Source organism: Acinetobacter sp. 25-47-130, from assembly GCF_056779705.1.
In genome coordinates, this window is record NZ_JBWYII010000003.1 from 235,625 (window position 1) to 261,122 (window position 25,498).

Below are 25,498 nucleotides of genomic sequence, written 5' to 3' on the forward strand. Positions count from 1 at the left end.
ATTCTGTTACATGGCGCTAGAATAAATCTAATCTTTATGCATAAAAAATAATAAAAAATGAATTTTATATGAAAAAAAAAGATTTATGTGTGTTGTTAAAAAAATGCCGATCATGAATATGATCGGCAAGCGATAAGTTAATGCTTAAATCTTAATTTATTTATTACTGTTTGCTTTGACAATTTGATCGAATATCCCGCCATTATCAAAATGTTGTTTTTGGACTTTTGTCCAACCTCCAAACTCTTTATCAATCGTGACTAATTTTAAAGGTTTAAACACGGATTGATATTTTGAAAGTACCGTTGCATTTCGTGGTCGATAAAAGTTTTTGGCAGCAATGGTTTGACCAGCTGGAGAATACAGATAATTCAAATAGGCTTTTGCTACATTGAGGTTGCCATCTTTTTGCGCATTTTTCTCAACAATTGCTACAGGGGGCTCAGCAAGAATGGAAAGTGTTGGTGTAATGATTTCAAATTTTCCAGGTTGTTCACGAAGAGCTAAATGTGCTTCATTCTCCCAAGCCAAGAGTACATCTCCAATGCCACGCTCTGCAAAAGTTGTTGTTGCACCACGTGCACCAGAGTCTAGCACTTTAGTATTTTTATAAATTTTTCGTACAAATTCTTGTGCTTTAGCATCGTTACCGCCGGGTTGGTGTTTTGCCCAAGCCCATGCTGCTAAGTAATTCCAACGTGCACCACCTGATGTCTTAGGGTTTGGCGTAATAATTCCAACATCATTTTTAATCAAGTCTCCCCAGTCTTTGATCCCTTTGGGATTGCCTTTTTTGACTAAAAACACGATGGTTGAGGTATAGGGTGTAGAGTTCTGTGGGAATTTTTTCTGCCAGTCTTTTGGTAATAAATTGGTTTTTTCAGCAATGGCATCAATATCTGCTGCGAGTGCGAGAGTCACAACGTCTGCATCTAGGCCATCAATGACAGCACGCGCTTGTTTACCAGATCCACCATGAGATTGTTTAAAATTCAAATCTTGACCAGTCTGCTTTTTCCAATATGCTCCAAACTCTTTATTAAAGTTGTCATAGAGTTCGCGAGTTGGATCATATGAAACATTTAAAAAATCTTTTGCGAGTGTGGAAACAGAAGTGACTGAAAGTAAAGCCGCAATGACCCCAATTTTAAAAGAACGCATCATTATCCCATGTGTTTGTCGTTTTTTGATGATTTGAGCATAGGGAAATTTTTTAAAATAAAAAAATAAGAAGAAATGAAAAAGTTATGATCAAAACAGCTATTCATTTTGTGAGTGACTTTTTACACTATGAGAACGGAATGAGGTTGCTTGAAATGATCTGTTTAAAAAATGCCAAGCCAATGGATGCAATATCTATTTTTGATCGAGGCTTCCATTATGGAGATGGCTGTTTTACCACGGCGAGAATTCGAAATAATAAAATTGAATTATTTGAACGTCATTTAAAAAGATTGAATACCGCCATTGAGCGATTGTCACTTCAAGCTAATCTTGACTATATTTCTGAGTCTATCCAGTATTTACAGCAAAAGTATGATCAATTAAACGGGACCATTAAAATTGTACTGAGTCGAGGCGAGGGGCAACGAGGATACAGTTTACCTCATCATTCAGCAGATCTTTGGTTGTATTATTATCCGCAAAACGTGACTGATCATCACTATGAAGTCATTGTGAGTGGTTTACTTGAGCGAGCGATGGGTTTAACCATGCCACAATTGGTGGGAATTAAATCACTGAATCGGTTAGAACAAGTGTTACTAAAGCAGGAAGCCGATGAGAAGGGTTTTCAAGAAGCCTTAGTTACAGATGTGCAAGGCTATATTGTTGAAGGAATCAGCAGCAACTGCTTTATACGATTGAATGATACGTGGATTTGCCCTGAACTTCGTTATAATGGCGTTCATGGGGTGATGCGTGCTGAAATTTTGGAGCGTATGAATCATTATTGTATAACGTTCCAAAAAAGAGTAATTGATTTGAATGAACTTCTTCACATTCAAAGTGTATTTTATTGTAATGCGCTCCACCCAATGAAAATCGCCTCTTGCCTTGATGATCGTCGATTAGATACACAAGCGTGTATTGATCTTTTTCACCACCTTCAACTTAATCAGATTTAAAGCTTATGTCCTCTCCTCAGAAATCAACAAAGAAAAAGAACAGCAAGACATCCTTTAAACCTAAAGCGCTTTTATTCATTATTGCAGGCCTAATGTTGCTTGCAACCATGATTCTATCTGCAAGTCTATGGAAGGATTATCCTGTAGAAGGTAAAAAGCAAATGCTCGCGATTAATCATGGTGATACTTACTCACAATTTATTGATCGTTTAGCTCAAAATAAACAAGTTTCATTTCCCATTATTTTAAAGATTTATCAACGATTCATGATTCATGACAGCATGAAAGCTGGAGTCTATGAAGTTAAAGAGGGAATGAGTGTCCGTCAAGTTCTAGACATGATTTCGAATTCTGAAAATGCACAACTGAATCGAATTTTGGTCATTGAGGGTACAACATTTAAGCAGTTAAAAAATGCACTCAAAAATGATGAATTGGTGACGAAAGAGCTGGTTCATTTGAGTGATGCAGAAATATTAAAGGAATTGAATATTCCATTTTCACATCCAGAAGGTTTATTTGCGCCTAATACTTATTTTTTTGCGAAGGGTGAAACAGATCGTAAAATTTTAACTGATTTGTATCAACATCAGATGAAGGCACTAGATAAAGCCTGGGAAAATCGAGCTTCTGATTTGCCTTATAAAAATAAATATGAAGCGCTCATCATGGCATCAATTATTGAGAAAGAAACCAATGTTGATCATGAGTTAGATAAAGTCTCGGGCGTATTCGTTCGTCGATTAAAAATAGGTATGCGTTTACAAACTGATCCAACCGTAATTTATGGTATGGGTGATGAATATACGGGCAACATTACCCGTAAAGATTTAAGAACGCCGACACCATATAACACATATACGATTTACGGATTGCCACCAACACCGATCGCATTACCAAGTGATAAAGCGATCGAAGCGGCAATGCATCCAGATCATTCTGACTATATTTATTTTGTGGCGACTGGAAATGGAGGTCACAAATTCAGTACCAATCTAGATGACCATAATCGCGCTGTTCAAGAATATCTTGCTGTGATTCGATCTAAAAAATAAGGGGTAAAATAGACGTGTTTATTAGCTTTGAAGGCACAGAAGGTGTTGGTAAAACGACATTGATCCATAAAATTCGTGACTACTTCCTTGAGCAATCAAAGCAAGTTGTTCTAACTCGTGAACCAGGTGGTACTCCGCTCGCTGAGCAAATTCGTTCCGTACTTCTGACGGTGAATCATGAAGAAAGAATGAGTAATGATACTGAACTATTATTGATGTACGCAGCTCGAGCGCAACATTTGCAACAAGTCATAATACCTGCACTTGAAAATGGTTCGATTGTGTTATGCGACCGTTTTTGTGACAGCAGTTTCGCGTATCAGTGTGCAGGTCGTGGGTTAAGTCGTGAAAAATTAGCACTTTTAAACCAAAACTTTGTCCTAAAAATGCCAGACCTGACATTTTGGTTGGATGCTCCGACTGAACTTGGAATGCAACGAGCACGAGCGCGTGGAGCATTGGATCGGTTTGAACAAGAAAAAGCAGCTTTTTTTGAAAAAGTACGCGCAGGATTTGCTGAATTACATCAGTTAGAACCCAATCGTGTTAAGCGTATTGATGCAACACAAAGTCATGAGCAAGTATTTAATGATGCAATTGAACGAATTAGTTCATGGAAAGCTGAGCATAAATGCTAATTAAAGGATGCAAATATGATTTATATTGAGTCATTGTTTATGGAAAAACGATTAGACTCAATATGATCAGTAATAAAGAAGAAATACTCAAATTCCTACAAACCGAATTTCCACAAAGTCTCCAAAAATGTGAAATAGTGTCAGTAGAGCCACGTGGTGCTACAGTCATTTATCATGTTGATGAAAATGATTTAAGACCTGGAGGGACAGTTTCAGGTCCGACTATGATGACAGCAGCCGATTATGGATTGTATATCGCAATACTCGGAGAAATTGGTATTGTAGGTCTTACAGTGACGACCAATATGAATATAAACTTTCTTAAAAAACCGAAAGGTGGTTGTGACATCAAGGGTGTTTGTAAATTAATGAAAGTTGGCAAAACTCTAGTTGTCGGAGAGGTTTACTTGTACTCTGTTGGGAATGATGAGCCGATAGCTCACGTTACTGGAACTTACTCAATTCCTCCCAAAAGGGCATAAAAAAGCGAGTATGAACTCGCTTTTTTATGTTGAACTTAAACCTCAACTAAAGGTGTTTCCACTTCAAAATTTGGTGGGGTGAGTACGGTTTTTCGTAATTCTTGCGAAGGCTCAGGATAGTCCAAAGTGTAATGTAATCCGCGTGATTCTTTTCTTTGCATCGCACAACGAATAATCATTTCAGAAACGAGCACAAGGTTACGAAGCTCAATTAGATTTTTACTGACATGATAATCTTGATAATATTCGGTGATTTCATGTTTCAGCATTTCAACGCGGTGTAATGCACGTTCTAAACGTTTGGTCGTTCGTACAATACCTACATAGTTCCACATGGTCTGACGTAACTCATCCCAGTTTTGTAAAATGACAACGTCTTCATCAGGATTCATGACTTGAGAAGCATCCCATTCAGGGACTTCATAGTGATCTATAATATTTTGATGTTGATCTTGAATATGCTTTGCTGCACTCATGCCATATACAAAACATTCTAAAAGTGAGTTACTTGCCATACGGTTAGCGCCGTGTAAACCTGTATAAGAAGTCTCACCAATCGCATATAGACCTTGAATGTCCGTTTGACTATGTTCATCGACTACGACACCACCACAGGTGTAGTGCGCTGCTGGCACAACTGGGATCATATCTTTGGTAATATCAATACCCAGCTCGAGTAGGCGAGCATACAACGTAGGGAAGTGCTCTTTAATAAACTCAGGGGTTTTGTGGGTAATATCTAGCCATACATGTCGTATACCCAATCTTTTAATTTCGTAGTCGATAGCTCGAGCTACAATATCACGTGGTGCTAACTCTGCACGTTCATCGAAACGAAGCATGAAGCGTTCGCCGTCAGGTAAACGAAGATAAGCGCCTTCACCACGCATTGCTTCAGTAATTAAGAAGGAACGTGCTTGAGGGTGATATAAACAGGTTGGGTGGAATTGATTAAATTCCATATTGGCGACGCGGCATCCAGCACGATATGCCATTGCAATACCATCGCCTGTAGCGATATCAGGGTTAGAGGTATATAAATATGCTTTCATGGCACCGCCACATGCCAGTGCAGTAAATGGTGCTAAGAAAGTATGCACTTGCTCGGTTTGCTCATCTAAAGCATATAAGCCTAAAGCACGATTTTCCTGATTCAAATGCCCCAGCTTATGCGCTGTAATGAGGTCAATCGCAATGTAATTTTCAAAGATGTGAATATTGTTTTTTTCTTGTGCCCGTTCAACTAAAGTGGTTGAAATTGCTTTCCCTGTTGCATCTGCGGAATGAATAATGCGGCGCTGAGAATGCCCACCTTCACGTGTGAGATGCAAGTTATCTTCATCATCTAGTGTGAATTTAACACCTTGTTTCAGTAAAAAATCAACAGAGGGTTTTCCTCCTTCAACCGTGTGTTGAACAGCTTGTTTTTCACAGAGATAAGCACCTGCAATGAGCGTGTCATCAATATGTTGTTGAATAGAATCAGCCTCATCAAGAACAGCTGCAACGCCTCCTTGTGCATAATACGTGCTGGCATCTTTCAAATGAGATTTTGCTAACACTGCGATATTAAAATGATCAGGTAATGAGAGTGCTAGACTTAAACCCGCACCGCCACTGCCCACAATAATCACATCAAATTGATGCGTACTTGTATTTTTCGGCATTTCCATTCGCAAACTGAATTTTAAAAGTGCATTAATATGGCTCTTTTTCAAAGCAAAATTCAAGAGTTTGATTGATCAATTTTTTTTTTATGCACTTGAACTATTAGTTTTTAATCATATTTTAAGTAAAGTATTGTTTTCTATTAATATAGAAACATTTATTTACGCACAGAGAATTTTGATTGTGCTAAAAATTATTTTATCCAAGAATCATAAATGAGAGTTCACTTAACATGAAAAATCGCGTTATAGCATCAGGACTTTTTGCTGCAGTATTTACTGCGGCAGTGCAAACTCAAGCGGCGGCTACTGTTGACTTTTCAAATCTTGTAGAGCGAGTAAGTCCGGGTGTCGTCAGCGTGAATGTTGTTAAGAAAATGACACAAGAAGAAATTCTTCAACAACAAGTACCTGAACTACTGAAACGATTCTTCGGCAATCAAATTATTATTCCGCAGCGCCAAGCTCCTCAAGAGAAAACGGGTTTTGGGAGTGCATTTTTTATTAGCCGTGATGGTTACCTGATTACCAACCATCATGTTGTAGAAAATGCTTCACAAATCACCATCATGTTAAATGATCGTCGCGAGATTGATGCCAAAGTTATTGGTAGTGATGAACGTACTGATGTGGCATTACTGAAAGTTGAAGGTACGAACTACCCAGCACTTTCGACTGGGAATATCGACCAATTAAGAGTTGGGGAACCTGTTCTCGCCATTGGCTCACCGTTTGGTTTTGAATACTCGGCATCTGCAGGGATTGTCAGTGCCAAATCAAGAAATATGTTGGGTGAAACATCAGTTCCGTTTATTCAAACCGATGTCGCATTAAACCCTGGTAACTCTGGGGGACCATTGTTTAATCAACAAGGTCAAGTGATTGGTGTGAACTCTCGTATTTTCAGTGGTACTGGCGGATATATGGGATTGTCATTCTCCATTCCAATCGATGTAGCGATGGATGTGGCGGATCAATTAAAGAAAACTGGTAAAGTTACTCGCTCATATCTTGGTATTCATTTACAAGAGATTGATCGTAACCTCGCAGAAGCTTATAAACTACCAAAACCTGAAGGTGCTTTAATTACAGAAATTGCGCCAAACTCCCCAGCAGAGCGCGCTGGTTTAAAGCAAAATGATATTATTTTGAAATACAACGGAACTGCAATTTCAAGAACGAGTGAGCTACTAAATTACTTAAATAGAACACAGCCAAATCAAAAAATTCAGCTAGAAATCTTACGCGATGAACGTGTACGTACGATTTCAGCAACACTTGCATCAGCACCAGATGAAACACCAGCACAAGCGCAAAATGTAAGTGAAGCTAAAAAACGCGGACCTATATTAGGTGTTGCGATACGCGAACTTGCACCTGTTGAAAAAACACGCCTTGGTGTTAAAGGTGGTGTCTACATTCAAGAGGTTGTACGCGGAGGTTTGGCGGCACAATCTCGTATTATGGCTGGTGATGTGATCACCTCGATTAATGGTAAGAATGTAAGTACAACACAAGATTTTGTGGAAGCGGTGGCTAATCTTAAAACGAATACAGTTGCACGAGTGGGTATCATCCGTGAAGGGCGAAATGCCATGATCGGATTAAGAATCAAATAAACATAAATTGAATAAAAGGCCTTGCGACAGCAAGGTCTTTTTTATTTAACCCTAAAATTATATTAAACTCTTTTCGAATGTTGATGATGAATACGCAATACAAGGGAATACAGTGAGTACAATCTTTGACCTTAAAATAAAAGCAACAGCACAAGACATTGATATTTTAGGTCATGTGAATAATGTGGTGTATGTAAAATGGATGCAAGATGTTGCAACAGCACATATTCAACAACTGGGTTTGGGGGTTGAGCAATATCTAGAACTCAAACATGCCATGGTTGCTGTTGAGCATCACATGAATTACAGAAAGGCGTGTTTTGAAAATGATGAAATTATTTTAAGAACTTGGCTTAATGATTTGAATGCGATGTATTCATTCCGTCAGTACGCTTTTTTTAGACCTTCAGACCAATCATTATTATTTGTGGGAAATACCAAATGGGCCTGTGTAGAGATTGCGACAGGCAGACCTAAACGATTATCGCCAACATTTACTCAAGCTTATCAGCCTATTTCTGAGGTATTAAATCCTTTGGATTTCACTCAAGATTATTCTTTACCCGCTAACTAAAGAATTGCTTGAGTCGGACGAATTAAATATTTCACCACATGGTGTTCATTATTATGAATACTTTGAAAAATCCATCTGCTATAATCGTCCGCAATTTGTTAAACAGCTTTTGCTATGTAGTTTTTATTTCATGCATAGCGCAATTTATTGTTCAAGGTAACCCATGGCGCAAGCTAAAAAATCCGTAAATATCAAAAATATACGTAACTTTTCGATCATTGCTCACATTGATCACGGGAAGTCAACTTTAGCTGACCGTTTTATTCAGACCTGTGGTGGTTTGCAAGATCGCGAAATGCAAGCGCAAGTTCTAGACTCAATGGAGCTTGAGCGTGAGCGCGGGATTACCATTAAAGCTGCATCTGTGACGCTTTATTATACACACCCAAATGGCGAAGAATATCAACTGAACTTTATTGATACACCTGGGCACGTTGACTTCTCATATGAAGTTTCGCGCTCGCTTGCTGCTTGTGAAGGTGCACTTTTAGTTGTTGACGCAGCTCAGGGTGTTGAAGCTCAGTCAGTTGCAAACTGTTATACAGCTATTGAGCAAGGTCTTGAGGTTCTTCCAGTACTTAATAAAATTGATTTACCTCAAGCTGAACCAGAGCGTGTTATTCAAGAAATTGAAGACATTATCGGAATTGAAGCAACTGAAGCACCTACGTGTTCAGCTAAAACTGGATTAGGAATCGAAGGTGTTTTAGAAACACTTGTGAATACCATTCCTGCTCCGACGGGTGACCGTGAAGCGCCGCTTCAAGCTTTAATTATTGACTCATGGTTTGACAACTATTTAGGTGTTGTATCCTTAGTTCGCATTAAGCAAGGTCGGGTGCGTAAAGGCGATAAAATGTTGATGAAATCAACAGGTCAAACGCACATCATTACCTCTGTCGGTATTTTCAATCCTAAACATACAGAAACTGATATTTTAGAAGCAGGTGAAGTTGGCTTTGTGATTGCTGGTATCAAAGATATTTTTGGTGCGCCAGTTGGAGATACGATTACACTTGCTACAACGCCGGAAGTAGAAACTTTACCTGGATTCAAAAAAGTTAAACCACAGGTATATGCTGGTTTATTCCCAATTGATTCGAGTGAATTTGAACCTTTCCGTGAAGCATTACAAAAACTGCAAATTAACGATTCAGCATTATTCTTTGAACCTGAAAGTTCAGATGCATTAGGATTTGGTTTCCGTTGCGGTTTCTTGGGTATGCTGCACATGGAGATTGTTCAAGAGCGTTTAGAGCGTGAATATGATCTAGACCTGATTTCATCGGCACCGACTGTAATTTATGAAGCTGTCATGAAAAGTGGTGAGACAGTTTATATCGACAGTCCATCAAAAATGCCAGATGGATCTACTGTAGAGGATCTTCGAGAGCCGATTGCAGAATGTAATATCCTTGTGCCACAAGAATATCTTGGTAATGTAATGACGTTGTGTGTTGAACGACGCGGTGTTCAAAAAGATATGAAGTTTATGGCAAACCAAGTAGCCATTACATTTGAGATACCAATGGCTGAAGTCGTGATGGATTTCTTCGATAAATTGAAATCATGTTCACGTGGTTTTGCATCATTAGATTACAACTTCGTCCGTTTTGAGTCTTCTTCTCTTGTAAAAGTAGATGTCTTGATCAATGGTGAAAAAGTCGATGCATTGGCAATGATTTGTCACCGTCAAGATGCGCGACATCGTGGTATTGCACTTGTAGAAAAAATGAAAGATTTGATTCCGCGCCAAATGTTTGATGTGGCAATTCAAGCTGCGATTGGTGCTCAAATTATCGCGCGCTCAACAGTAAAAGCAATGCGTAAGAACGTATTGGCAAAATGTTATGGTGGTGACGTTTCACGTAAGAAGAAACTTCTCGCTAAACAGAAAGAAGGTAAGAAACGTATGAAGCAGGTGGGTAGTGTAGAAATCCCACAAGAAGCTTTCTTAGCTGTGTTAAAAGTAGAGCGATAACAACAAGGAATATCCCATGGATTTTGATTTTAACCTCATTCTCGTACCTGCAACCCTAATCTTTTTTGGATTGTGGTTGCTGGATAAATTGGTGCTCAAACAAAGAGCAACCAAAGGAAAAGGGAATGAAAATTTCATTATTACATGGGCATATGATTTTTGGCCTGTACTTGCAGTTGTGTTAGTGCTGCGTTCATTCTTCTTTGAACCTTATAATATTCCATCTGAATCCATGGTTCCGGCATTGGAAACGGGTGATTATATCTTGGTGAACAAATATCAATATGGTGTTCGTTTACCGATTAGCAACACCAAAGTGTTGAATGTCAATGAGCCTGAACGTGGTGATGTGGCGGTATTTAGATATCCACCAAACCCATCAATTAGCTATATTAAGCGTATTATTGGTTTACCTGGTGATCATATCGTTTTTGAGAATAATCAATTAACCATCAATGGTGAAAAAGTTGTAACGGAATCGGCTGAATTTAATCGTGAAAAAGATGTTTCAGACACGCCAAATTCAATTTATCATTATGAAACTTTAGGTGATCATAAGTATTTGGTTCGTAATTTGGAAGGTCAAAACCCGATTATTGCGCATTTCAATTATGCACAAACCAAACAAGATCTTCCTTATGTTGCCACTGCGAATGATCGCTTTGTGAGAACAAATGGTCAAAGCTGGGAAGTAACTGTTCCGAAAGGATATTACTTTGCCATGGGTGACAACCGTGATCAGAGTGCTGATAGTCGAATCTGGGGATTCGTACCTGAGGCAAATTTAACAGGACAAGCAATTTATGTATGGATGCATAAAGAAGCTGGTTTGAAATTGCCATCATTCAGTCGTAATGGTCAAATTCAGTAATCTTCAAATATATGGATAATAAAAAATGCGTAACACTCAGCGTGGTGCATCGTATACAGCGATTTTATTAGGGGTAATTGTTGCGGCATTTGGACTTAAAGTGCTCGTAGCATTGTGGCAGCCTTATTGGGATGACCGACTAATCAATCAATTGATTGAAGAGCAAGTTGCAATCAGCTCAAAGGCGACAACACCACAACAGTTTGCTTCAACAATGGGGCAGAAATTTAGCATGAACAATATCCGTGACATTGAGTTCAAAGATATTGCGACTGTCAAATCTAAACAAGGTTTACAAGTGACAAAGAAATATGAAGTAAGAAAGCCATTCTTATTTAATATTGATTTAGTCCTCACATTCGAGAAAAGTTTTGATCAAAGGTCAGTTCAAAGTAAGTGATTCTCGCTTACTGAGTCGCATCGGTTATCAGTTTAAGAAAATTGAATTACTTCAACTTGCGCTGACACACCGATCGGTTAGCCATAAACATAACTATGAACGCCTAGAGTTTCTAGGCGATTCATTGTTAGGTATGATTATTGCCAATTACCTTTATCATGCTTATCCACATGAAAACGAAGGTCGTCTGACGCGTATGCGAGCTACTTTGGTTCGACAAGAAGCGTTAGGCAAAATTGCAACAGATTTGAAACTTAGTCAGAGTTTAATACTCAGTACTGGTGAATTAAAATCTGGTGGTCATCATAGAGAGTCGATACTCGCTGACACAGTCGAAGCGATTATTGGTGCAATCTATACTGATAGCCAAGATTTAAAGTTGTTAGAATCAATTGTGTTGAAATGGTATGAACCTTATTTAGATCATATTGAACCAACAGATCAATTGAAAGATCCTAAGTCCCGTTTACAAGAGTATCTTCAAGCTCGTAAAAAACCTCTCCCAGTGTATGAGGTTGTTGATATTCAGGGTGATGCACCAAACCAACATTTTAAAGTGGAATGTATGGTTGAAGGCTTGCCAAAATGTATGGGTGAGGGTTCAAGTCGTCGTTTTGCTGAGCAAGCAGTAGCGGCGGAAATTTTAAAATTTTTGGAGCAAAAGTCTTCATGACTACTCATTCCGATCACATCGATGCTGATCACGAGTCGCAAGACAGCGGCAATGATTTAATCAATCAATTTTTTAGTTCTCAAGGTACTACAATTCCCTCAGACTACAAAAGTGGCTTTGTAGCAATTGTAGGTCGTCCGAATGTAGGTAAATCTACATTAATGAACCATATTTTGGGTCAGAAGCTTTCGATTACGTCTCGTAAGCCTCAAACAACTCGACACAAGATTGTGGGTATTGATACGCGTGAGAAATCTCAGGCAGTATTTGTTGACACCCCTGGAATGCATAAGAAAGAAGTCCGTGCTATCAATAAAATGATGAATCGTGCAGCTCATTCAGCCTTGCGTGATGTAAATCTTGTACTATTTGTTGTAGACGCTGACAAATGGACTCAAAATGATGAATTAGTCCTTGAGAAGCTCAAAAATGCCGAAATGCCTGTCATCTTGGTCATTAATAAATTGGACACATTTGAGAATAAAAATCAGGCATTACCATTAATTCAAGAACGTACTAAATTAATGAATTTTGCTGAGATCGTTCCAGTATCGGCATTGCGTGGCGCTAACCTTGATCATCTTCGTGATACGATCGAAAAATACTTACCGTTTCAACCACCATTGTATGCACTAGATCAACTCACAGATCGTTCTGAACGCTTCTTAGCTTCTGAAATTATTCGTGAAAAAATCATGCGTCAGCTGGGTGAAGAGCTTCCATATGATTTAACGGTTCAAATTGAATCGTTTAAAACAGAAGAAGCGACTTTAAATGAGAAAACTGGTCGTATGAAGCCTGCATGTACCTATATTGATGCTACGATTTTTGTTGATCGCCCTGGGCAAAAAGCCATTGTCATCGGTGAAAAAGGATCAAAATTGAAAAAAATTGGTATGGATGCACGTGCTGATATGGAAAAAATGTTCGAAGAAAAGATCATGCTCACCCTTTGGGTTAAAGTCAAAGGCGGTTGGTCTGATGATGAGCGTGCATTAAAAAGCCTAGGATATAGTGATATCTAAGGATTAAACGGTTATAGGAGCTGATGATGATGAAGATGGTTGCGATAATTGTATGTGCTTTGGTTTTACAAGGTTGCATTCATAAAGTTGTCACAGTTCCTGTAAAAGTTGCGTATAAAACCACCAAAGGAGTCGTCAAAGGTACTGCAGCAGTAGTTGGGGCTGTTATTCCCGATGGTGATGACGATGATGAAAAAGAACTAAAGAAAGATAAATAATAAGATTAGTCGATGCGAAATGAACTTTTGCATGGATACTTAATCCATCATCGAAAGTATCGAGAGCGGAGTCATATTGTCCATTTATTCACTGAAGAGTATGGACGAGTTGACGGCATACTAAGACAACCTCCACCACCGCAATATCAGCCTATCGCACTCCAAGCGACAGGTAAGTCTGAATTAAAAAATTTCACAAAATTAGAAATTGTTAATCATCCTATTTTTTTTCATGGAGATGCATTCTTTTCAGGATTTTATTTAAATGAAATCTTATTGAGATTATGTCCATTAGAAGAGGCAATGCCAGATACTTTTGCACAGTACCACAAGACATTAGAAAGTTTACAAAAATTAGCTCAACATTCAAATCCTAACGAATTCTTGAAGCAAATTCTTCGTCAATTTGAATACGTACTTCTAGAAGAGCTTGGTTATGCGATTGATTACTCGATAGATGCACACCAAAATGAAATTTTAACTTCACAAAAATATCAATTTCAATTAAACGAAGGCTTCATACCAGTTCAGTATTCAAGTGCCGCTACAATGACAGGTGAGCAAATTCGCAGCATGATAAATTATGAAAATGGTACAGATTTCAACGCTGAACAGTTACAATTGTTGAATAAATTATATCGTCAAATGATTACTTCATTATTGGGTGATCGCCCACTAAAAAGTCGTCAATTGTGGATTCAAAACGCTCAATCAAAATCAAATTAGGAAAATGTTATGGCTGCATTGCTTGGTGTGAACATTGATCATGTTGCAACTCTAAGACAGGCTCGAGGCACACGCTACCCGGATCCAGTACAGGCAGCACTAATTTGTGAAGAGGCAGGGGCTGAAGGCATTACATTACATTTACGTGAGGATCGTCGTCATATTCATGATGATGATGTCCGTCGCATGCGCCCTGTACTTAAAACACGCATGAACCTTGAAATGGCAGTGACAGATGAGATGGTGGCATTTGCTAAAGAAATAAAGCCGCATCACGTGTGTTTTGTGCCTGAAAAGCGTCAAGAAGTCACGACCGAAGGTGGCTTAGATGTTGTTGGTAATTTTGAGGCTGTTAAGTCTGCTACACAGGAATTAGCAGCGATTGGATGTGATGTATCGTTATTTATCGATGCTGATATTGAACAAATTGATGCTGCAATTGCCTGTGGTGCGCCAACTATTGAGATTCATACAGGTGCTTATGCAGATGCTGAAACAGAAGAAGCACAGCAGGTAGAGTTACAACGTATTATCCGTGGAACAGAATACGCTGCTGCTAAAGGTTTGGTCGTAAATGCTGGGCATGGACTTAATCTTGACAATGTTGCTCCTATTGCAGCAATTCCTCAAATACACGAATTGAATATTGGACATTCTCTGATTGCCGATGCTGTTTTCAAAGGACTTACGCAAGCAGTTCAAGATATGAAAGCAGCAATCAAAGCTGCACGATAAGATTGATGAGTACTATGTCAAATATTGATTATGATGAATTAATGAAGCCTGTCATAAGCTTCCTTGGTTGCGAAACTCCACAAGCTTGGTTAGATGAGGCTGTAAATAATCTTGATATTTTGATGCAAGATCATGCGAACTGTGAAAAGAAAGCAGCCAGTACAGCCATGAATCTCATGTTTAGATACAGCTTTTTTGTAGATTTACAAGTTAAGCTCGCTCAATTAGTGCGTGAGGAAATGCTGCATTATGAGCAGGTTTTAGAGTTTATGAACAAGCGCGGGCAGCAATGGGTCGGTTTAAGTGCTGGGCGTTATGCGGGTGGCTTACGCAAAGAAATTCGGACGTATGAACCAGAAGCGCTAATTGATGTTTTAATTATTGGTGCGTTTGTGGAAGCACGCTCATGTGAACGTTTTTATGCATTAGCGCCTAGAGTCGATGAGGAATTAGGGCGCTATTATCGCTACTTACTAAAATCTGAATCACGCCATTATGAGGATTATTTGGCTCTAGCTCTGGATGTGGCTAAAACTGCGAAATTGAAAGATCCTGAGGAGGATATTCAAAGTCGTATAGAGCACATTCGTGAAGTTGAAAAGCAACTCATCTTAACACCTGATGAAACCTTCCGTTTTCACAGTGGAGTTCCAGCAAAAGCAGCTTAAAATATGGTTGAGAAAATCCTCCCAAGTGGGGGATTTTTTTGACATAAAAAAAAGCCCAAGTCTTAAATGCTTGGGCTTTTTAGTATTTGGCTCTCCAACCTGGGCTCGAACCAGGGACCTGCGGATTAACAGTCCGTCGCTCTACCGACTGAGCTATTGGAGAATCTGAATGCGATTATAAGGGGATTTAAGATTGGGTCAAGTGTAAATTGCCATACAATTGTCACTTTTGAGCCGCATGTTGTTTATTTGCTCAAATAAAATGTTTTTTTTAAATTTACTTGCCAATTTAGAATGAGCTTGTTAGATTTATTTAACAACAGAGCGCTTGAAACAGAGTTTTAAGCAGTGTGGATTTATACCAACTTGCCAGCACTAAATGGCTAAAATAGGAGAAAGCGAATGAATACGCTTACCATTTCTCAGATCTTTTCTAATCTTGAATTCTATAAACAAAATTACCTGTCTATCTTGAATTCGCCTAGTTCTTATTTCATTGAAGTAGAGGGCGCGGTAATTGATGTATTTCCTTTTAAAAAACATCATCTGGTTTTGGGTGAGTTATTACAGCTGTGGTTTTCTGAAAAATGGTCTGTTGATCAAGATCAATCATTCACGCTTGAACAATATTTGGCAGCAAATGACTTAACACCTAACGTAAATAAAGTCTATATCTACTCCATAAAAGGGAATGCCATTCTTGGCACGAATAAATCGCTTGCTTGGTTAAATGAATCGAATGCGGTGAGTGAGATTTTATTAAAGTCACCACTTAAATATTATGTTGAATGCCTAAGTTGTTCTCGTCCTTCAAAGCATTTGTTTAATAAACAGCTTGCAGTTTAGGCAAATTTTCACAAGTCAAATCTGAAATTGTTGAGTGAATTGATTTTTTTTTAAATATAGTCCAAGTTAGCCTGTGTCATTTTATCTTCTTTAGTAGGGTGAGTTGGTGTTTCTAGAACTTATTTTTCATTAATTAAATCCCATATTATGGTTACTTAGATCAGTTCCAACTTCTATATGATGGTGCAAAGCATATCTATAAATGGGATTTTTCAGTGATAAATATGATCTTTCAGAATGAGCTATCGATACTATGAATAGTGTTTAAATTTCAATATTCTATTTGGATCACTGATGGATCATGTTTGGATAGCTTTAAAAAAACCTCCGACGTTTATCCAATCCTAAAAGCACACTTTTTTCGCTTCAGTGAGAGAGCGTATTAACCAAAAGGTTTTATGTTGCGTATTGGGTTATGTAGGTGCATGAAGGGGTTTAGATTTAATAAAAAAAACCCGCGAAAATCGCGGGTTTTTTGATCTGATTAATTTATCAGATTATTTTTCAGCTGCGATAGAAGCAATTGCTGCATCTACGCCTTCGATTGAGTCAGCTGCTTTTTTGATACGTGCAAGCGCATCAACCAATACTTCATCTGCTGTTGCATATGAAATACGCATATAACCGCCTAAACCGAATGCATCACCAGGAACAACCGCAACACCAGTTTCTTCCAATAACCATGCAGAGAATTCTGTGCAAGATTTTAAACCTTTTGCACGGATCAATGGACGAATGTTTGCATAAGCATAGAATGCACCGTCAGCAGGTAAGCATGTAATGCCTTTGATATCATTCAAGCCATTAACAACCAAATCATGACGGCGTTTGAAAGCTTCAATCATTGGTTTAAGTACATCTTGAGGACCATTCAATGCAGCTTCTGCCGCAACTTGCGAAATTGAAGTTGGGTTAGAAGTAGATTGTGATTGAATTTTCTTCATTGCGCCGATTAATTTAGCAGGACCTGCTGCATAGCCGATACGCCAACCTGTCATTGCATATGCTTTAGATACACCGTTGAGAACGATTACGCGATCGTAAAGATCTGGTGCAACTGTAGCAATGTTATAAAACTCGTCGTCCCAACGAATTGGTTCGTACATATCATCAGAAGCAACATATACTTCAGGATATTTACGAAGAACTTCAGCTAATGCTTCTAATTCTTCTTTGGTATAAATCATACCTGTTGGGTTAGATGGGCTGTTTAAAACAACTAGGCGAGTTTTATCAGTAATTGCAGCTTCTAATTGAGCTGGTGTGATTTTGAAACGTTGTTCTTCACCACATTTAACAATAACTGGCACACCTTCTGCGATGATCACCATATCTGGATAGCTTACCCAGAATGGAGCAGGGATGATTACTTCATCGCCTTTATTTAACAATGCAAGCGCAAGGTTAAAGAATGATTGCTTACCGCCACAAGAAACGAGAATCTGGTTAGCAGCATAATCAAGGTTATTATCACGTTTTAATTTAGCGATAATTGCTTTTTTAAGACCTGGCGTACCGTCAACTGCGGTGTATTTAGTGAAACCGTTGTTAATCGCTGCAATTGCTGCATCTTTGATGTGTTGTGGTGTATCGAAATCCGGTTCACCTGCACCTAAGCCAATAACGTTTTTACCAGCAGCTTTAAGTTCTGCAGCTTTATTGGTCACAGCAAGCGTTGGGGACGGTTTGATGGCATTGACACGATCAGAGAGACGTACGTCCACGGCAGTATTCCTTCTTATAGGGATTAAAAAAATAAAAAGCACACTATCTTAGCTTAAATTGAATGTTTTAGTCGTCCAATATCTAGGCAAATTAGCAAAAAATCACGAAATTCACCGAATTTTAATGCAATGATACATATCCACATTAAACAACGTGGGTCGCATAAAAAAACAAATTTCCGTACAATAGCGTTAGATTGAAATGAGTAGTCTCAAATGAGTTCGGAAAATTCTCCCAAAAAGAAGCCTGTAGTGAATCTTCCATTTCCTATCAAGCAAGTGAATGACGCAAAGCAAGCTGATGAAGAAATCGAAGTTCTACGTCCAAAGCCTCAGCGCTATGCTGATCGCACATGGATGCCGCCACGTGGTACACGTCGCTCGATGGGTAAAAGATAAAAAATAGGTGCTTTAAGCACCTATTTTTTTGCAGGGAAGAATTACACGTAACTTAAGTTTTGATCTAGAGTCAGTAAGTTGAATGTAGAACCGTCTTTAAATACGATTGATTCAACTTGATGTGCTTCACCTTTAGCCCAATCTTTAATAGTGATTTGATCAGCAGAATCTTTAAGTTTGATGATACGATCATTCCCAGAGTCTTGAACGAGTAAATCATCAATTGAGATACCAGCACCAAATTGAATGGTATCTTGACCACCTTTTTCATAGATTGTATCTACTCCAAAGCCTTGATCAAAATAGTATGTCTCGTTACCAAGGTCGCCATACAATTTGTCGTTACCAATACCACCATTTAAGATGTTAATTAGACCCCCGTTTGCGATTAAGGTGTCATCTCCAGCGAGACCTTTTAGTTCGTTATTTACGAATTTGCTACCTGTGATAATGTTGTCAGATTGGTTACCCGTACCACTTTGTTGAATTTCTGATCCAGCAATCAAAAGTTCTTTGATTGGATTGATCAGCGTAAGGTTTTCAATATTTTCGATTAATTGATACTGATCTGCAGAACTAATGACAGTGTCTGTACCTTCATAGTTGTGTTCAAGTACGAAGTCATATTTTGATTGTACATAATAGGTATCGTCACCACGACCACCTACGAGGACATTGATGCCTTCACCACCTTTTAGAATGTCATTGCCCCAACCACCAAAGAGCAAGTCATCACCTTTACCACCTACAAGCGTATCGTTGCCGACACCGCCTTTAATGATGTCATTACCATCTTTACCGTTTAAGGTACGTCCGAAAACTGAGTGAGTGGTAATAATGTTGGTGTTAGGGTTAAATAAGTTTGTCGCTACTGCTACAGAACCAGCTAAATCACCTGCATATGCGTAAGCAAGTTGAGTCAATGTATTTACAAGTTGATCACGTGAAGAGAAGCCATCATCAAATATTTCACCTTTGATGAATTGTCCAACGAAGTTTAAGCCCTCAGTCACGATTTGATTCACAACATCAAAGATACTCGCACCAGCTTTTAAGTTCGCTTTAACCACATCACCTAATAGCTCTAAATACCAAGTAAACGGACGGCTATCACCACCGTTCAATTGTGAAGTATCCACACCTAAATAGTGATCAAGAATACTTAATGGTGTGATACCTGTCCAATCACCTAGCTCGCCACCCAAGTTTTCAAGAGCTTGAGTTGCATCCATAAGTACCAATCCAAACTTACCATCAGAGCTTGGTAAATATCCTGCTGGAACAACAGTCTCGCCATCAGCATTTTTAACGCCATTCAAGAAATTGTCAGCTAAAGTTTTGATCAATACATTTGATGCTTGCCAGAATTGTTCATCCGTAATATAGATGCCTTTATCTGCGAGTGATTTACCTGTTCCTAAGCGAACATATTGATAAAGGAAGCTCTGAGGATCAGCTATTGCAACAGCTTCAGCAACTTTTAACCAGTTTTTAGTACCCTGATCAACTGCGTCATTTGATGCTAAATCTTCTTTGATCACGGTATAAATAGGGCGCCAGAAATTTTTACCTTGTAAAGAACCAGTTGAGATAAACTTGTTATATAGTTCTTGAACTTGTTTAAATGCAGATTCACTTACGCGGTAACTGAATTGATTGTCAATTTTGTAGAATTTAGGACGACCGTCATTTGATGGATTAGATTGATCTGGTTGTTTTGGTTGCCCCCATTCTCGATCAAAATGTGAGTCTGAAGGTGGAAGAGTGGCACCAATATCCTTACCAATATTTACGATAATGTCTGAAATTTGATCAATGATTGCATCACCGGCTTTATGAATTTCTTCGAAACCAGGAATGAATTTATCACCAACTTTAACCAATGGCGCAACGCTATCTAATAAATCATTCACGATGCCATCTTTGCCGATAATCAAATTACCAACCAGCTCACTTGGAATTTTTAAAATTGAATCAAGGCTAAGTTCGCCATCTTTCCATTCATTTTTGTGGTTTGTATCTTTTGCTTCTACATTTGAGCCGAGGGCCTCACCAGCACCACTGAGTAAATTCGATGCTGCATCGATAATGCGGTCACCTAACTCATGAACAACTTCAAATGGTTTACCAAGTAGAGCATTACCTGCTAGGCCAATAGGCGAAGCCACATCTAAAACTGTATTGACTAAATTTGCTGTCGTGACTAAACCATTACCTAGTAACTGAGCTGGAATAGAAAGTACTGAGCTAAATTTGAAATCAGGAACATAATCGAAAATAGGTTCAAGTGCATTTTCAACTTGATTTGCAACTGTATTCACAATTGATTTTAGGTTTTCAGTAGCTGATGGAAGCTCTTGAGACCATTCATTATCATAATGCGTATCTTTAGGTTCAATTGTCCCGCCAATCGCTGAGCCAATGTCATGAGCCACATCAGAGACAGCATCAATAATCGTATCACCTGCTTTATGAACAACATCAAAACCAGGGATAAGCGCATTTCCTGCAATAGCAATCGGTGCAGCAGCATCAAGAATATCATTGGCAATATTGGTTGCACCGATAATGGTGTTTCCAATTAAATCCCCAGGAAGGCTTAAAATGTTATCTAAGCTGAGTTCTTTGTCTTCCCACTCATTTTTATGATGAGTGTCATTCGGTTCGATGGTTGCACCAAGTGCTTTACCCACTGAATTCACTGCATCTGAAGCTGCATCAATAATTTTATCACCAAGTTCGTGCACTGCTTCGAAAGGTTTGCCAAGTAAAGCATTACCTGCTAAACCGATAGGAGAAACTACATCAAGAACAGTATTCACAGCATTGGTGGCAGCGATTAGACCATTACCAACGAGTTGAGCTGGAATTGAGAGAACTGAACTTAATTTAAAGTTAGGTAAGTAATCGAATGATTTATAATTGAACAAAGCCATTGTTATAGTCTCTTATAAAAATAAAGTGTTTTTAATCATTATTCGTGATTAAAGTGTGATGAGAATCACATTTTATTAATTTAAAATCAATTGCTTTTGTTAGACAAGATCATGAATTTTTTGTCATAATTTAATGAAAAATATAGTAAAGCTTATATGAGAACTGAATAAGATTGATTTTTTCAAAAAAAAACACCAGTGCAATGACTAGTGTTTCAAGAGCAAATAAAATGTATGATCTAAAAATATAAATATTATAAACTATTGATTTTTATTGGATAAATATTTGTAGTATTGTCTCTTATGATCATACATGGATTGATCTGCACGCTTTAACATATCCTCAATTGTTTCATTCTCAAGGCTTGTAGCAAATCCCATTGATGCACTGATGATATGGTTAGAATAATATTGATTATCGATATTCAATAATTCTTGAATGGTCAAAATCGTCGACTGAACGGTAGTTTCATTTGCACCTTGCATCAAGATAACAAATTCATCACCTCCAATTCGAGAGGCTGTATAACTGGTATTGTGAATCGTTCTACTTAAGATATTACCCATTCTGCGTAAAATCTCATCACCTGCATCATGACCAAAGTGATCATTAATCGGTTTAAGGCCATTCATATCAAGAAAAATTGCAGAAACTGGGCGAATAAGTGCGCGTTCTAATCGATGGATTTCTTCAGTGTAGAACGAGCGATTTTTGAGTTTGGTTAAAACGTCGTGTTTACCTAAATATTCTAAATAGCTCTCAGCTTTTTTTCGTGCTGTAATGTCCGTTAGGGCAAGTTGTACAAGTCCCCAATCTTCTTCATAACCTGGAAACACAGTGAATTGAAGTAAAACATAACGAATTGAACCATCCAAAGCGTAGTTGATTGCTTCACGACTATGATGAATTTTCCCATTCCATAGTTCGATTAATTGTTCCTTAAAAGTTTGATGCATTTCTTTTGAGAAAACCTTTTTTAGATTTTGAAATAAATCAGATTTCGTCGATGCCTTGAATAAATCCAATGTTGCTTGATTGACATCTAGTAATACAATGTCTTCAATGCATTGTTGTACGAAATCTTGATGCACATCTAAAAAAGTTCTGAAATCATCAATACCAATTGATTTAAGATGATCGAGTCTTAATTTAATGCGACTAAAGTCTTCAACCCATAATGATGTGGGTGAATAACTAAATCTTGCTTCAGCTAATCGACGATTTTTTTCTTCTAAACGCCGAGCTTGCATATAACCACTAATATCTTCTGTAGTAAGCAAAATACGGTCTAAACTTTGTTCTGAACCAGGTAAAACGACAGCTCGCAGTTTTATGTCTAAGGGTTGACCACTCAAGGTGAAATTAGTGGTTGTACTTGTAAACTCTAATTCACCCTTCCAAAGTGCAACTAATTCCGCTACATGTGCATCAAACATTTGATGTTGGAAAATGGTGCTTAAATTTTGGGTGAGATGTTTAAGGCTTTGTGCTTCAAAAAGATCGAGTGTTTTTTGATTTACTTTAACAATCTTAATTTGATGTGCGCATAAAGTCACAAGATCTGGATTTTGCTGCAGATGTAAAGCTAAATCAGTAACCCCATCACTACGCCATTGGTTAAAGATGGTTTGAATGGCACTAAAATCTTCCAACCACATTGGGATAGGAGATAAATCAAAAATTGATGAATCAAGTATCTCCATAACTATCCTTGAACTTTTCTTTTAAAACAATAAATTGTGGATAATATAGCACTAAATTATTTTGATATGAAATTCAAATTTTTTATTATTTACGTGATTTAAGACACTTTTTTAAGCTAAGCTAACGTTGAGCTCAATTCGTTAGATTTTTATTTTGATAAAAATGATGCTTGTTAATATACATGCATTTATCTGCACGGCGTAACATATCTTCTAAGGTTTCGCCTTTAAGTCTTGTGGCATGTCCGAGTGAAACGCTGATAGAAAGATGAGGGTGATCTAGATTATGTTGATGTATTTGAGTTTCAAGATCATGAACAAGGATTTTAACTTGCTCAACATCGGCATGAGGCATCAATAATACAAATTCATCGCCACCTATTCTAGAAATTGAAAAATCTTTTTTGTGAGTGACAAATTGAAGAATTTCGGCAAAGTTTTTTAGATACTGATCACCGACATCATGTCCGAACTGATCATTGATGATTTTTAAACCGTTCATGTCAATGTAAATACAAGACACTGGATAGAGATCAAGTTGCTCAATCCGTTCAATTTCTTCATTAAAATAAGTTCTGTTATGTAAATCAGTTAAAATGTCATGTTGACCCAAATAATGTAAGTGATTTTCTAATTTTTTTTCGCTCAGTGATATCTGTAAGGGCGACTTGTATCACCGCCCAATCATCTAAATTATGTGGAAAAATATTTAATTGTTCTAAAACGAAGATTTGTTCTCCATTCGCGTTGTAGAAACTACTTTCTCGCTGTTGATATTCTTCATGATTCCACAATTGTAGTAACTGGCTTTTAAAATTTTCCAAACGTTTAATATCAAATAAATCATGGGAATGATGTAAAAATTGAGATTTATCTTTCACAGCAAAAAGTTTGAGCGCCGCTTCATTGACATCAATGAAATTTATTTGCTCAAAGCATTCCACAACAAATTCTGGATGTTGATGAATGTGTTGGTCTAAATTCTCAATGTTTTGCAAACGGAGCAGCTCAAATCTTTTTTTAATTTGGCTAAAATCCATGATCCATAGTGCTGTTGGATTATAAGTAAATAAAGATTCGGCAAAATGACGTGCTTTTTGATATTGGGAAATATCTTCGGTGGTCATGAGTAGGCATTTCCAATTATCCTCATAACCTTTTAATTTCATACCGCGTAATTGAACATCTAAACGCTTTCCATTGGTCGTATAATTGATCACTGGAATATGATGTTCAGTATTCTTCCAAAGTGATACAAAAAATTGGATTTGGAAAGTGCTGACTTCAGGATGAAGGAACTTCTGAAAACTTTCTAAAATTTCTTCTAAGTTTTTTGCTTCATACAGTTTAAGCGTACTTTGGTTAACACGTAAGGTATGAATCGTACTCAAGCAAAGGTGGAGACGACTGTGATCCTCCATCAAATATGCTTCAATATCTTCAATACCTTCAGCAGTCCATTGTTCAAAAATTTGTTTAACACCGCTGAAGTCTTGTAGCCACATCGCAATTGGAGATAAATCAAAGATGGTCAGATCTAAATGATCCATAGATGCGAGCCTTGGTGTTTAAAATTCATTCATTTATACAATATAAGTGAATGAATCTTATAAAATCAACATCTTATTAAACTGATTTTTTTGCTCGATGCTCAGGTTTTGGCGCAGAAATTGACTTAAGCCCTTGCCAAACATCAACAAAATCTTGTTCATTCATTTGGTAGAGTTCAAGTAAAGCCAATACCACACCACCCATCATGAATGCACGATCGGACTTAGGTTCATATTGGAAGGTTTGATCTTTTAGATGATAGAGGATATCTTCGATTTCAAATATGCGTTCACGTCCATTACTGTCCACGGGGAACATCGGCGTTTCGATCAAAATATTGGCTAGTTTCTTTTCAGATTCATTTAAATTAAGTTGCTCAAATGCCGTTTCTAAAGAATCCGCGAACAGCAGTTCAGAAGAAAAAATGGCATGTAATAAAGGTTGGTTTAATTTAGGAAAGGTTCGTTCAACGAAAGGTTTAAACGAAATCGGGAAAATCACATTTTTTGATATACCTTTGAACATGGGTGCTATTTCAGCAACTTTGTAACCTGCTACACCACAACCAACGGCTGTAATAAAATACTTAATCTTGGGGTGGTTTTTTGTATAGATCTTAAAATCATTGATGTAGTGTTCAATCTGGGATAGAGGCATTTGTTGCAAATGCTCATTCATGGTGGGTATTGCATAGCTCTGTCCAGCCCATCCGCGGCCAGCACCTTTAATCGCACCGAAATGTTGAAGTGCAATTTTTGCAGCACCACCTGCATGAGTGCCTGCTAAATTACTACCAAATACAAATACTGTATCTTCATTTAAACTGTTGATAATCGTTTCATCGTGATATTGGTAAGTCATAGTTTTTTACATCAACATG

25 protein-coding genes and 1 tRNA gene are annotated in these 25,498 nt (G+C 37.9%); 17 read left to right on the plus strand and 9 right to left on the minus strand.

What is annotated here, in order from left to right; all coding sequences use genetic code 11:
- Positions 1 to 156: 156 nt before the first annotated feature.
- Positions 157 to 1,164 carry a sulfate ABC transporter substrate-binding protein gene (locus tag AC1M83_RS06805; protein WP_481589029.1) on the minus strand — a complete coding sequence of 336 codons (1,008 nt, stop codon included), beginning with the start codon at positions 1,162 to 1,164 and terminating at the stop codon, positions 157 to 159.
- A 152-nt stretch (positions 1,165 to 1,316) separates the two neighbouring features.
- Here AC1M83_RS06805 and pabC point away from each other — a divergent pair, with 152 nt between their 5' ends.
- The 4 genes from pabC (at position 1,317) to AC1M83_RS06825 (ending at position 4,301) form a co-directional block, all read left to right on the plus strand.
- Positions 1,317 to 2,126 carry an aminodeoxychorismate lyase gene (gene pabC, locus AC1M83_RS06810; RefSeq protein WP_481587823.1) on the plus strand — a complete coding sequence of 270 codons (810 nt, stop codon included), beginning with the start codon at positions 1,317 to 1,319 and terminating at the stop codon, positions 2,124 to 2,126.
- 5 nt (positions 2,127 to 2,131) lie between these two features.
- Entirely contained in the window at positions 2,132 to 3,181 is a 1,050-nt protein-coding gene (gene mltG / locus AC1M83_RS06815) for an endolytic transglycosylase MltG (RefSeq protein WP_481587787.1), read from the plus strand.
- Positions 3,182 to 3,195: 14 nt separating this feature from the next.
- Positions 3,196 to 3,819: a dTMP kinase gene (gene tmk, locus AC1M83_RS06820; RefSeq protein ID WP_481590301.1), complete on the plus strand. Its 624-nt coding sequence runs from the start codon at positions 3,196 to 3,198 to the stop codon at positions 3,817 to 3,819.
- Between the two features lie 62 nt (positions 3,820 to 3,881).
- Positions 3,882 to 4,301 (plus strand): PaaI family thioesterase, encoded by a 420-nt coding sequence (locus tag AC1M83_RS06825; RefSeq protein WP_481590302.1) that lies wholly within the window; start codon positions 3,882 to 3,884, stop codon positions 4,299 to 4,301.
- Between the two features lie 35 nt (positions 4,302 to 4,336).
- On the opposite strand, the gene nadB is transcribed toward AC1M83_RS06825, so the two are convergent.
- Positions 4,337 to 5,968, minus strand: a complete 1,632-nt coding sequence (gene nadB / locus AC1M83_RS06830; RefSeq protein ID WP_373683328.1) for an L-aspartate oxidase — start codon at positions 5,966 to 5,968, stop codon at positions 4,337 to 4,339.
- A gap of 233 nt (positions 5,969 to 6,201) precedes the next feature.
- Between nadB and AC1M83_RS06835 the strand changes: the two genes are divergently transcribed.
- The 11 genes from AC1M83_RS06835 (at position 6,202) to AC1M83_RS06885 (ending at position 15,458) form a co-directional block, all read left to right on the plus strand.
- A complete protein-coding gene (locus AC1M83_RS06835) occupies positions 6,202 to 7,587 on the plus strand; it encodes a Do family serine endopeptidase (protein WP_481590303.1) in 1,386 nt (461 codons plus the stop codon).
- A gap of 112 nt (positions 7,588 to 7,699) precedes the next feature.
- Positions 7,700 to 8,161, plus strand: a complete 462-nt coding sequence (locus tag AC1M83_RS06840; protein WP_481590304.1) for an acyl-CoA thioesterase — start codon at positions 7,700 to 7,702, stop codon at positions 8,159 to 8,161.
- Positions 8,162 to 8,324: 163 nt separating this feature from the next.
- Positions 8,325 to 10,142 (plus strand): translation elongation factor 4, encoded by a 1,818-nt coding sequence (gene lepA / locus AC1M83_RS06845; protein WP_180028436.1) that lies wholly within the window; start codon positions 8,325 to 8,327, stop codon positions 10,140 to 10,142.
- A 16-nt stretch (positions 10,143 to 10,158) separates the two neighbouring features.
- Positions 10,159 to 11,013, plus strand: coding sequence for a signal peptidase I (lepB, locus tag AC1M83_RS06850; RefSeq protein WP_035267182.1), 855 nt, complete (start codon positions 10,159 to 10,161; stop codon positions 11,011 to 11,013).
- 25 nt (positions 11,014 to 11,038) lie between these two features.
- Complete coding sequence (locus tag AC1M83_RS06855) at positions 11,039 to 11,413, plus strand: DUF4845 domain-containing protein (RefSeq protein WP_035267180.1); 375 nt, start codon at positions 11,039 to 11,041, stop codon at positions 11,411 to 11,413.
- Positions 11,385 to 12,086, plus strand: coding sequence for a ribonuclease III (gene rnc / locus AC1M83_RS06860; protein ID WP_035267179.1), 702 nt, complete (start codon positions 11,385 to 11,387; stop codon positions 12,084 to 12,086). The genes AC1M83_RS06855 and rnc overlap by 29 nt, the downstream gene beginning before the upstream one ends.
- Positions 12,083 to 13,111, plus strand: a complete 1,029-nt coding sequence (era, locus tag AC1M83_RS06865; RefSeq protein ID WP_035267178.1) for a GTPase Era — start codon at positions 12,083 to 12,085, stop codon at positions 13,109 to 13,111. The genes rnc and era overlap by 4 nt, the downstream gene beginning before the upstream one ends.
- Positions 13,112 to 13,137: 26 nt before the next feature.
- Positions 13,138 to 13,329, plus strand: coding sequence for an NF038104 family lipoprotein (locus AC1M83_RS06870; protein ID WP_180028433.1), 192 nt, complete (start codon positions 13,138 to 13,140; stop codon positions 13,327 to 13,329).
- Positions 13,330 to 13,341: 12 nt separating this feature from the next.
- Entirely contained in the window at positions 13,342 to 14,055 is a 714-nt protein-coding gene (gene recO / locus AC1M83_RS06875; RefSeq protein WP_481590305.1) for a DNA repair protein RecO, read from the plus strand.
- Positions 14,056 to 14,064: 9 nt separating this feature from the next.
- Positions 14,065 to 14,790 carry a pyridoxine 5'-phosphate synthase gene (gene pdxJ, locus AC1M83_RS06880; protein WP_035267175.1) on the plus strand — a complete coding sequence of 242 codons (726 nt, stop codon included), beginning with the start codon at positions 14,065 to 14,067 and terminating at the stop codon, positions 14,788 to 14,790.
- Positions 14,791 to 14,804: 14 nt separating this feature from the next.
- Positions 14,805 to 15,458: a MiaE family protein gene (locus AC1M83_RS06885; protein ID WP_180028430.1), complete on the plus strand. Its 654-nt coding sequence runs from the start codon at positions 14,805 to 14,807 to the stop codon at positions 15,456 to 15,458.
- 87 nt (positions 15,459 to 15,545) lie between these two features.
- Here AC1M83_RS06885 and AC1M83_RS06890 read toward each other — a convergent pair.
- Positions 15,546 to 15,621, minus strand: a tRNA-Asn gene (locus AC1M83_RS06890).
- A 239-nt stretch (positions 15,622 to 15,860) separates the two neighbouring features.
- Here AC1M83_RS06890 and AC1M83_RS06895 point away from each other — a divergent pair.
- On the plus strand, positions 15,861 to 16,304 hold the full coding sequence (locus tag AC1M83_RS06895; protein ID WP_481587793.1) for a hypothetical protein: 444 nt from the start codon (positions 15,861 to 15,863) through the stop codon (positions 16,302 to 16,304).
- A gap of 497 nt (positions 16,305 to 16,801) precedes the next feature.
- Here the strand turns inward: AC1M83_RS06895 and AC1M83_RS06900 are convergent, their stop codons facing one another.
- Positions 16,802 to 18,028, minus strand: coding sequence for a pyridoxal phosphate-dependent aminotransferase (locus AC1M83_RS06900; protein ID WP_035265512.1), 1,227 nt, complete (start codon positions 18,026 to 18,028; stop codon positions 16,802 to 16,804).
- Positions 18,029 to 18,244: 216 nt separating this feature from the next.
- Between AC1M83_RS06900 and AC1M83_RS06905 the strand changes: the two genes are divergently transcribed.
- Positions 18,245 to 18,427, plus strand: a complete 183-nt coding sequence (locus tag AC1M83_RS06905; protein WP_092767054.1) for a hypothetical protein — start codon at positions 18,245 to 18,247, stop codon at positions 18,425 to 18,427.
- A gap of 41 nt (positions 18,428 to 18,468) precedes the next feature.
- Here AC1M83_RS06905 and AC1M83_RS06910 read toward each other — a convergent pair whose 3' ends face one another.
- The 5 genes from AC1M83_RS06910 to AC1M83_RS06930 all read right to left on the minus strand — a co-directional run bounded on the left by AC1M83_RS06910 (position 18,469) and on the right by AC1M83_RS06930 (position 25,479).
- On the minus strand, positions 18,469 to 21,363 hold the full coding sequence (locus AC1M83_RS06910) for a calcium-binding protein (protein WP_481590306.1): 2,895 nt from the start codon (positions 21,361 to 21,363) through the stop codon (positions 18,469 to 18,471).
- Between the two features lie 261 nt (positions 21,364 to 21,624).
- Entirely contained in the window at positions 21,625 to 23,067 is a 1,443-nt protein-coding gene (locus AC1M83_RS06915) for a sensor domain-containing diguanylate cyclase (protein ID WP_481590307.1), read from the minus strand.
- A 133-nt stretch (positions 23,068 to 23,200) separates the two neighbouring features.
- On the minus strand, positions 23,201 to 23,680 hold the full coding sequence (locus AC1M83_RS06920; protein ID WP_481590308.1) for a GGDEF domain-containing protein: 480 nt from the start codon (positions 23,678 to 23,680) through the stop codon (positions 23,201 to 23,203).
- Positions 23,667 to 24,617, minus strand: a complete 951-nt coding sequence (locus AC1M83_RS06925) for a PAS domain-containing protein (RefSeq protein WP_481590309.1) — start codon at positions 24,615 to 24,617, stop codon at positions 23,667 to 23,669. Before AC1M83_RS06925 ends, AC1M83_RS06920 begins: the two co-directional genes overlap by 14 nt.
- A gap of 76 nt (positions 24,618 to 24,693) precedes the next feature.
- Positions 24,694 to 25,479, minus strand: a complete 786-nt coding sequence (locus tag AC1M83_RS06930; RefSeq protein WP_481590310.1) for an A1S_2505 family phage non-structural protein — start codon at positions 25,477 to 25,479, stop codon at positions 24,694 to 24,696.
- Positions 25,480 to 25,498: the final 19 nt, after the last annotated feature.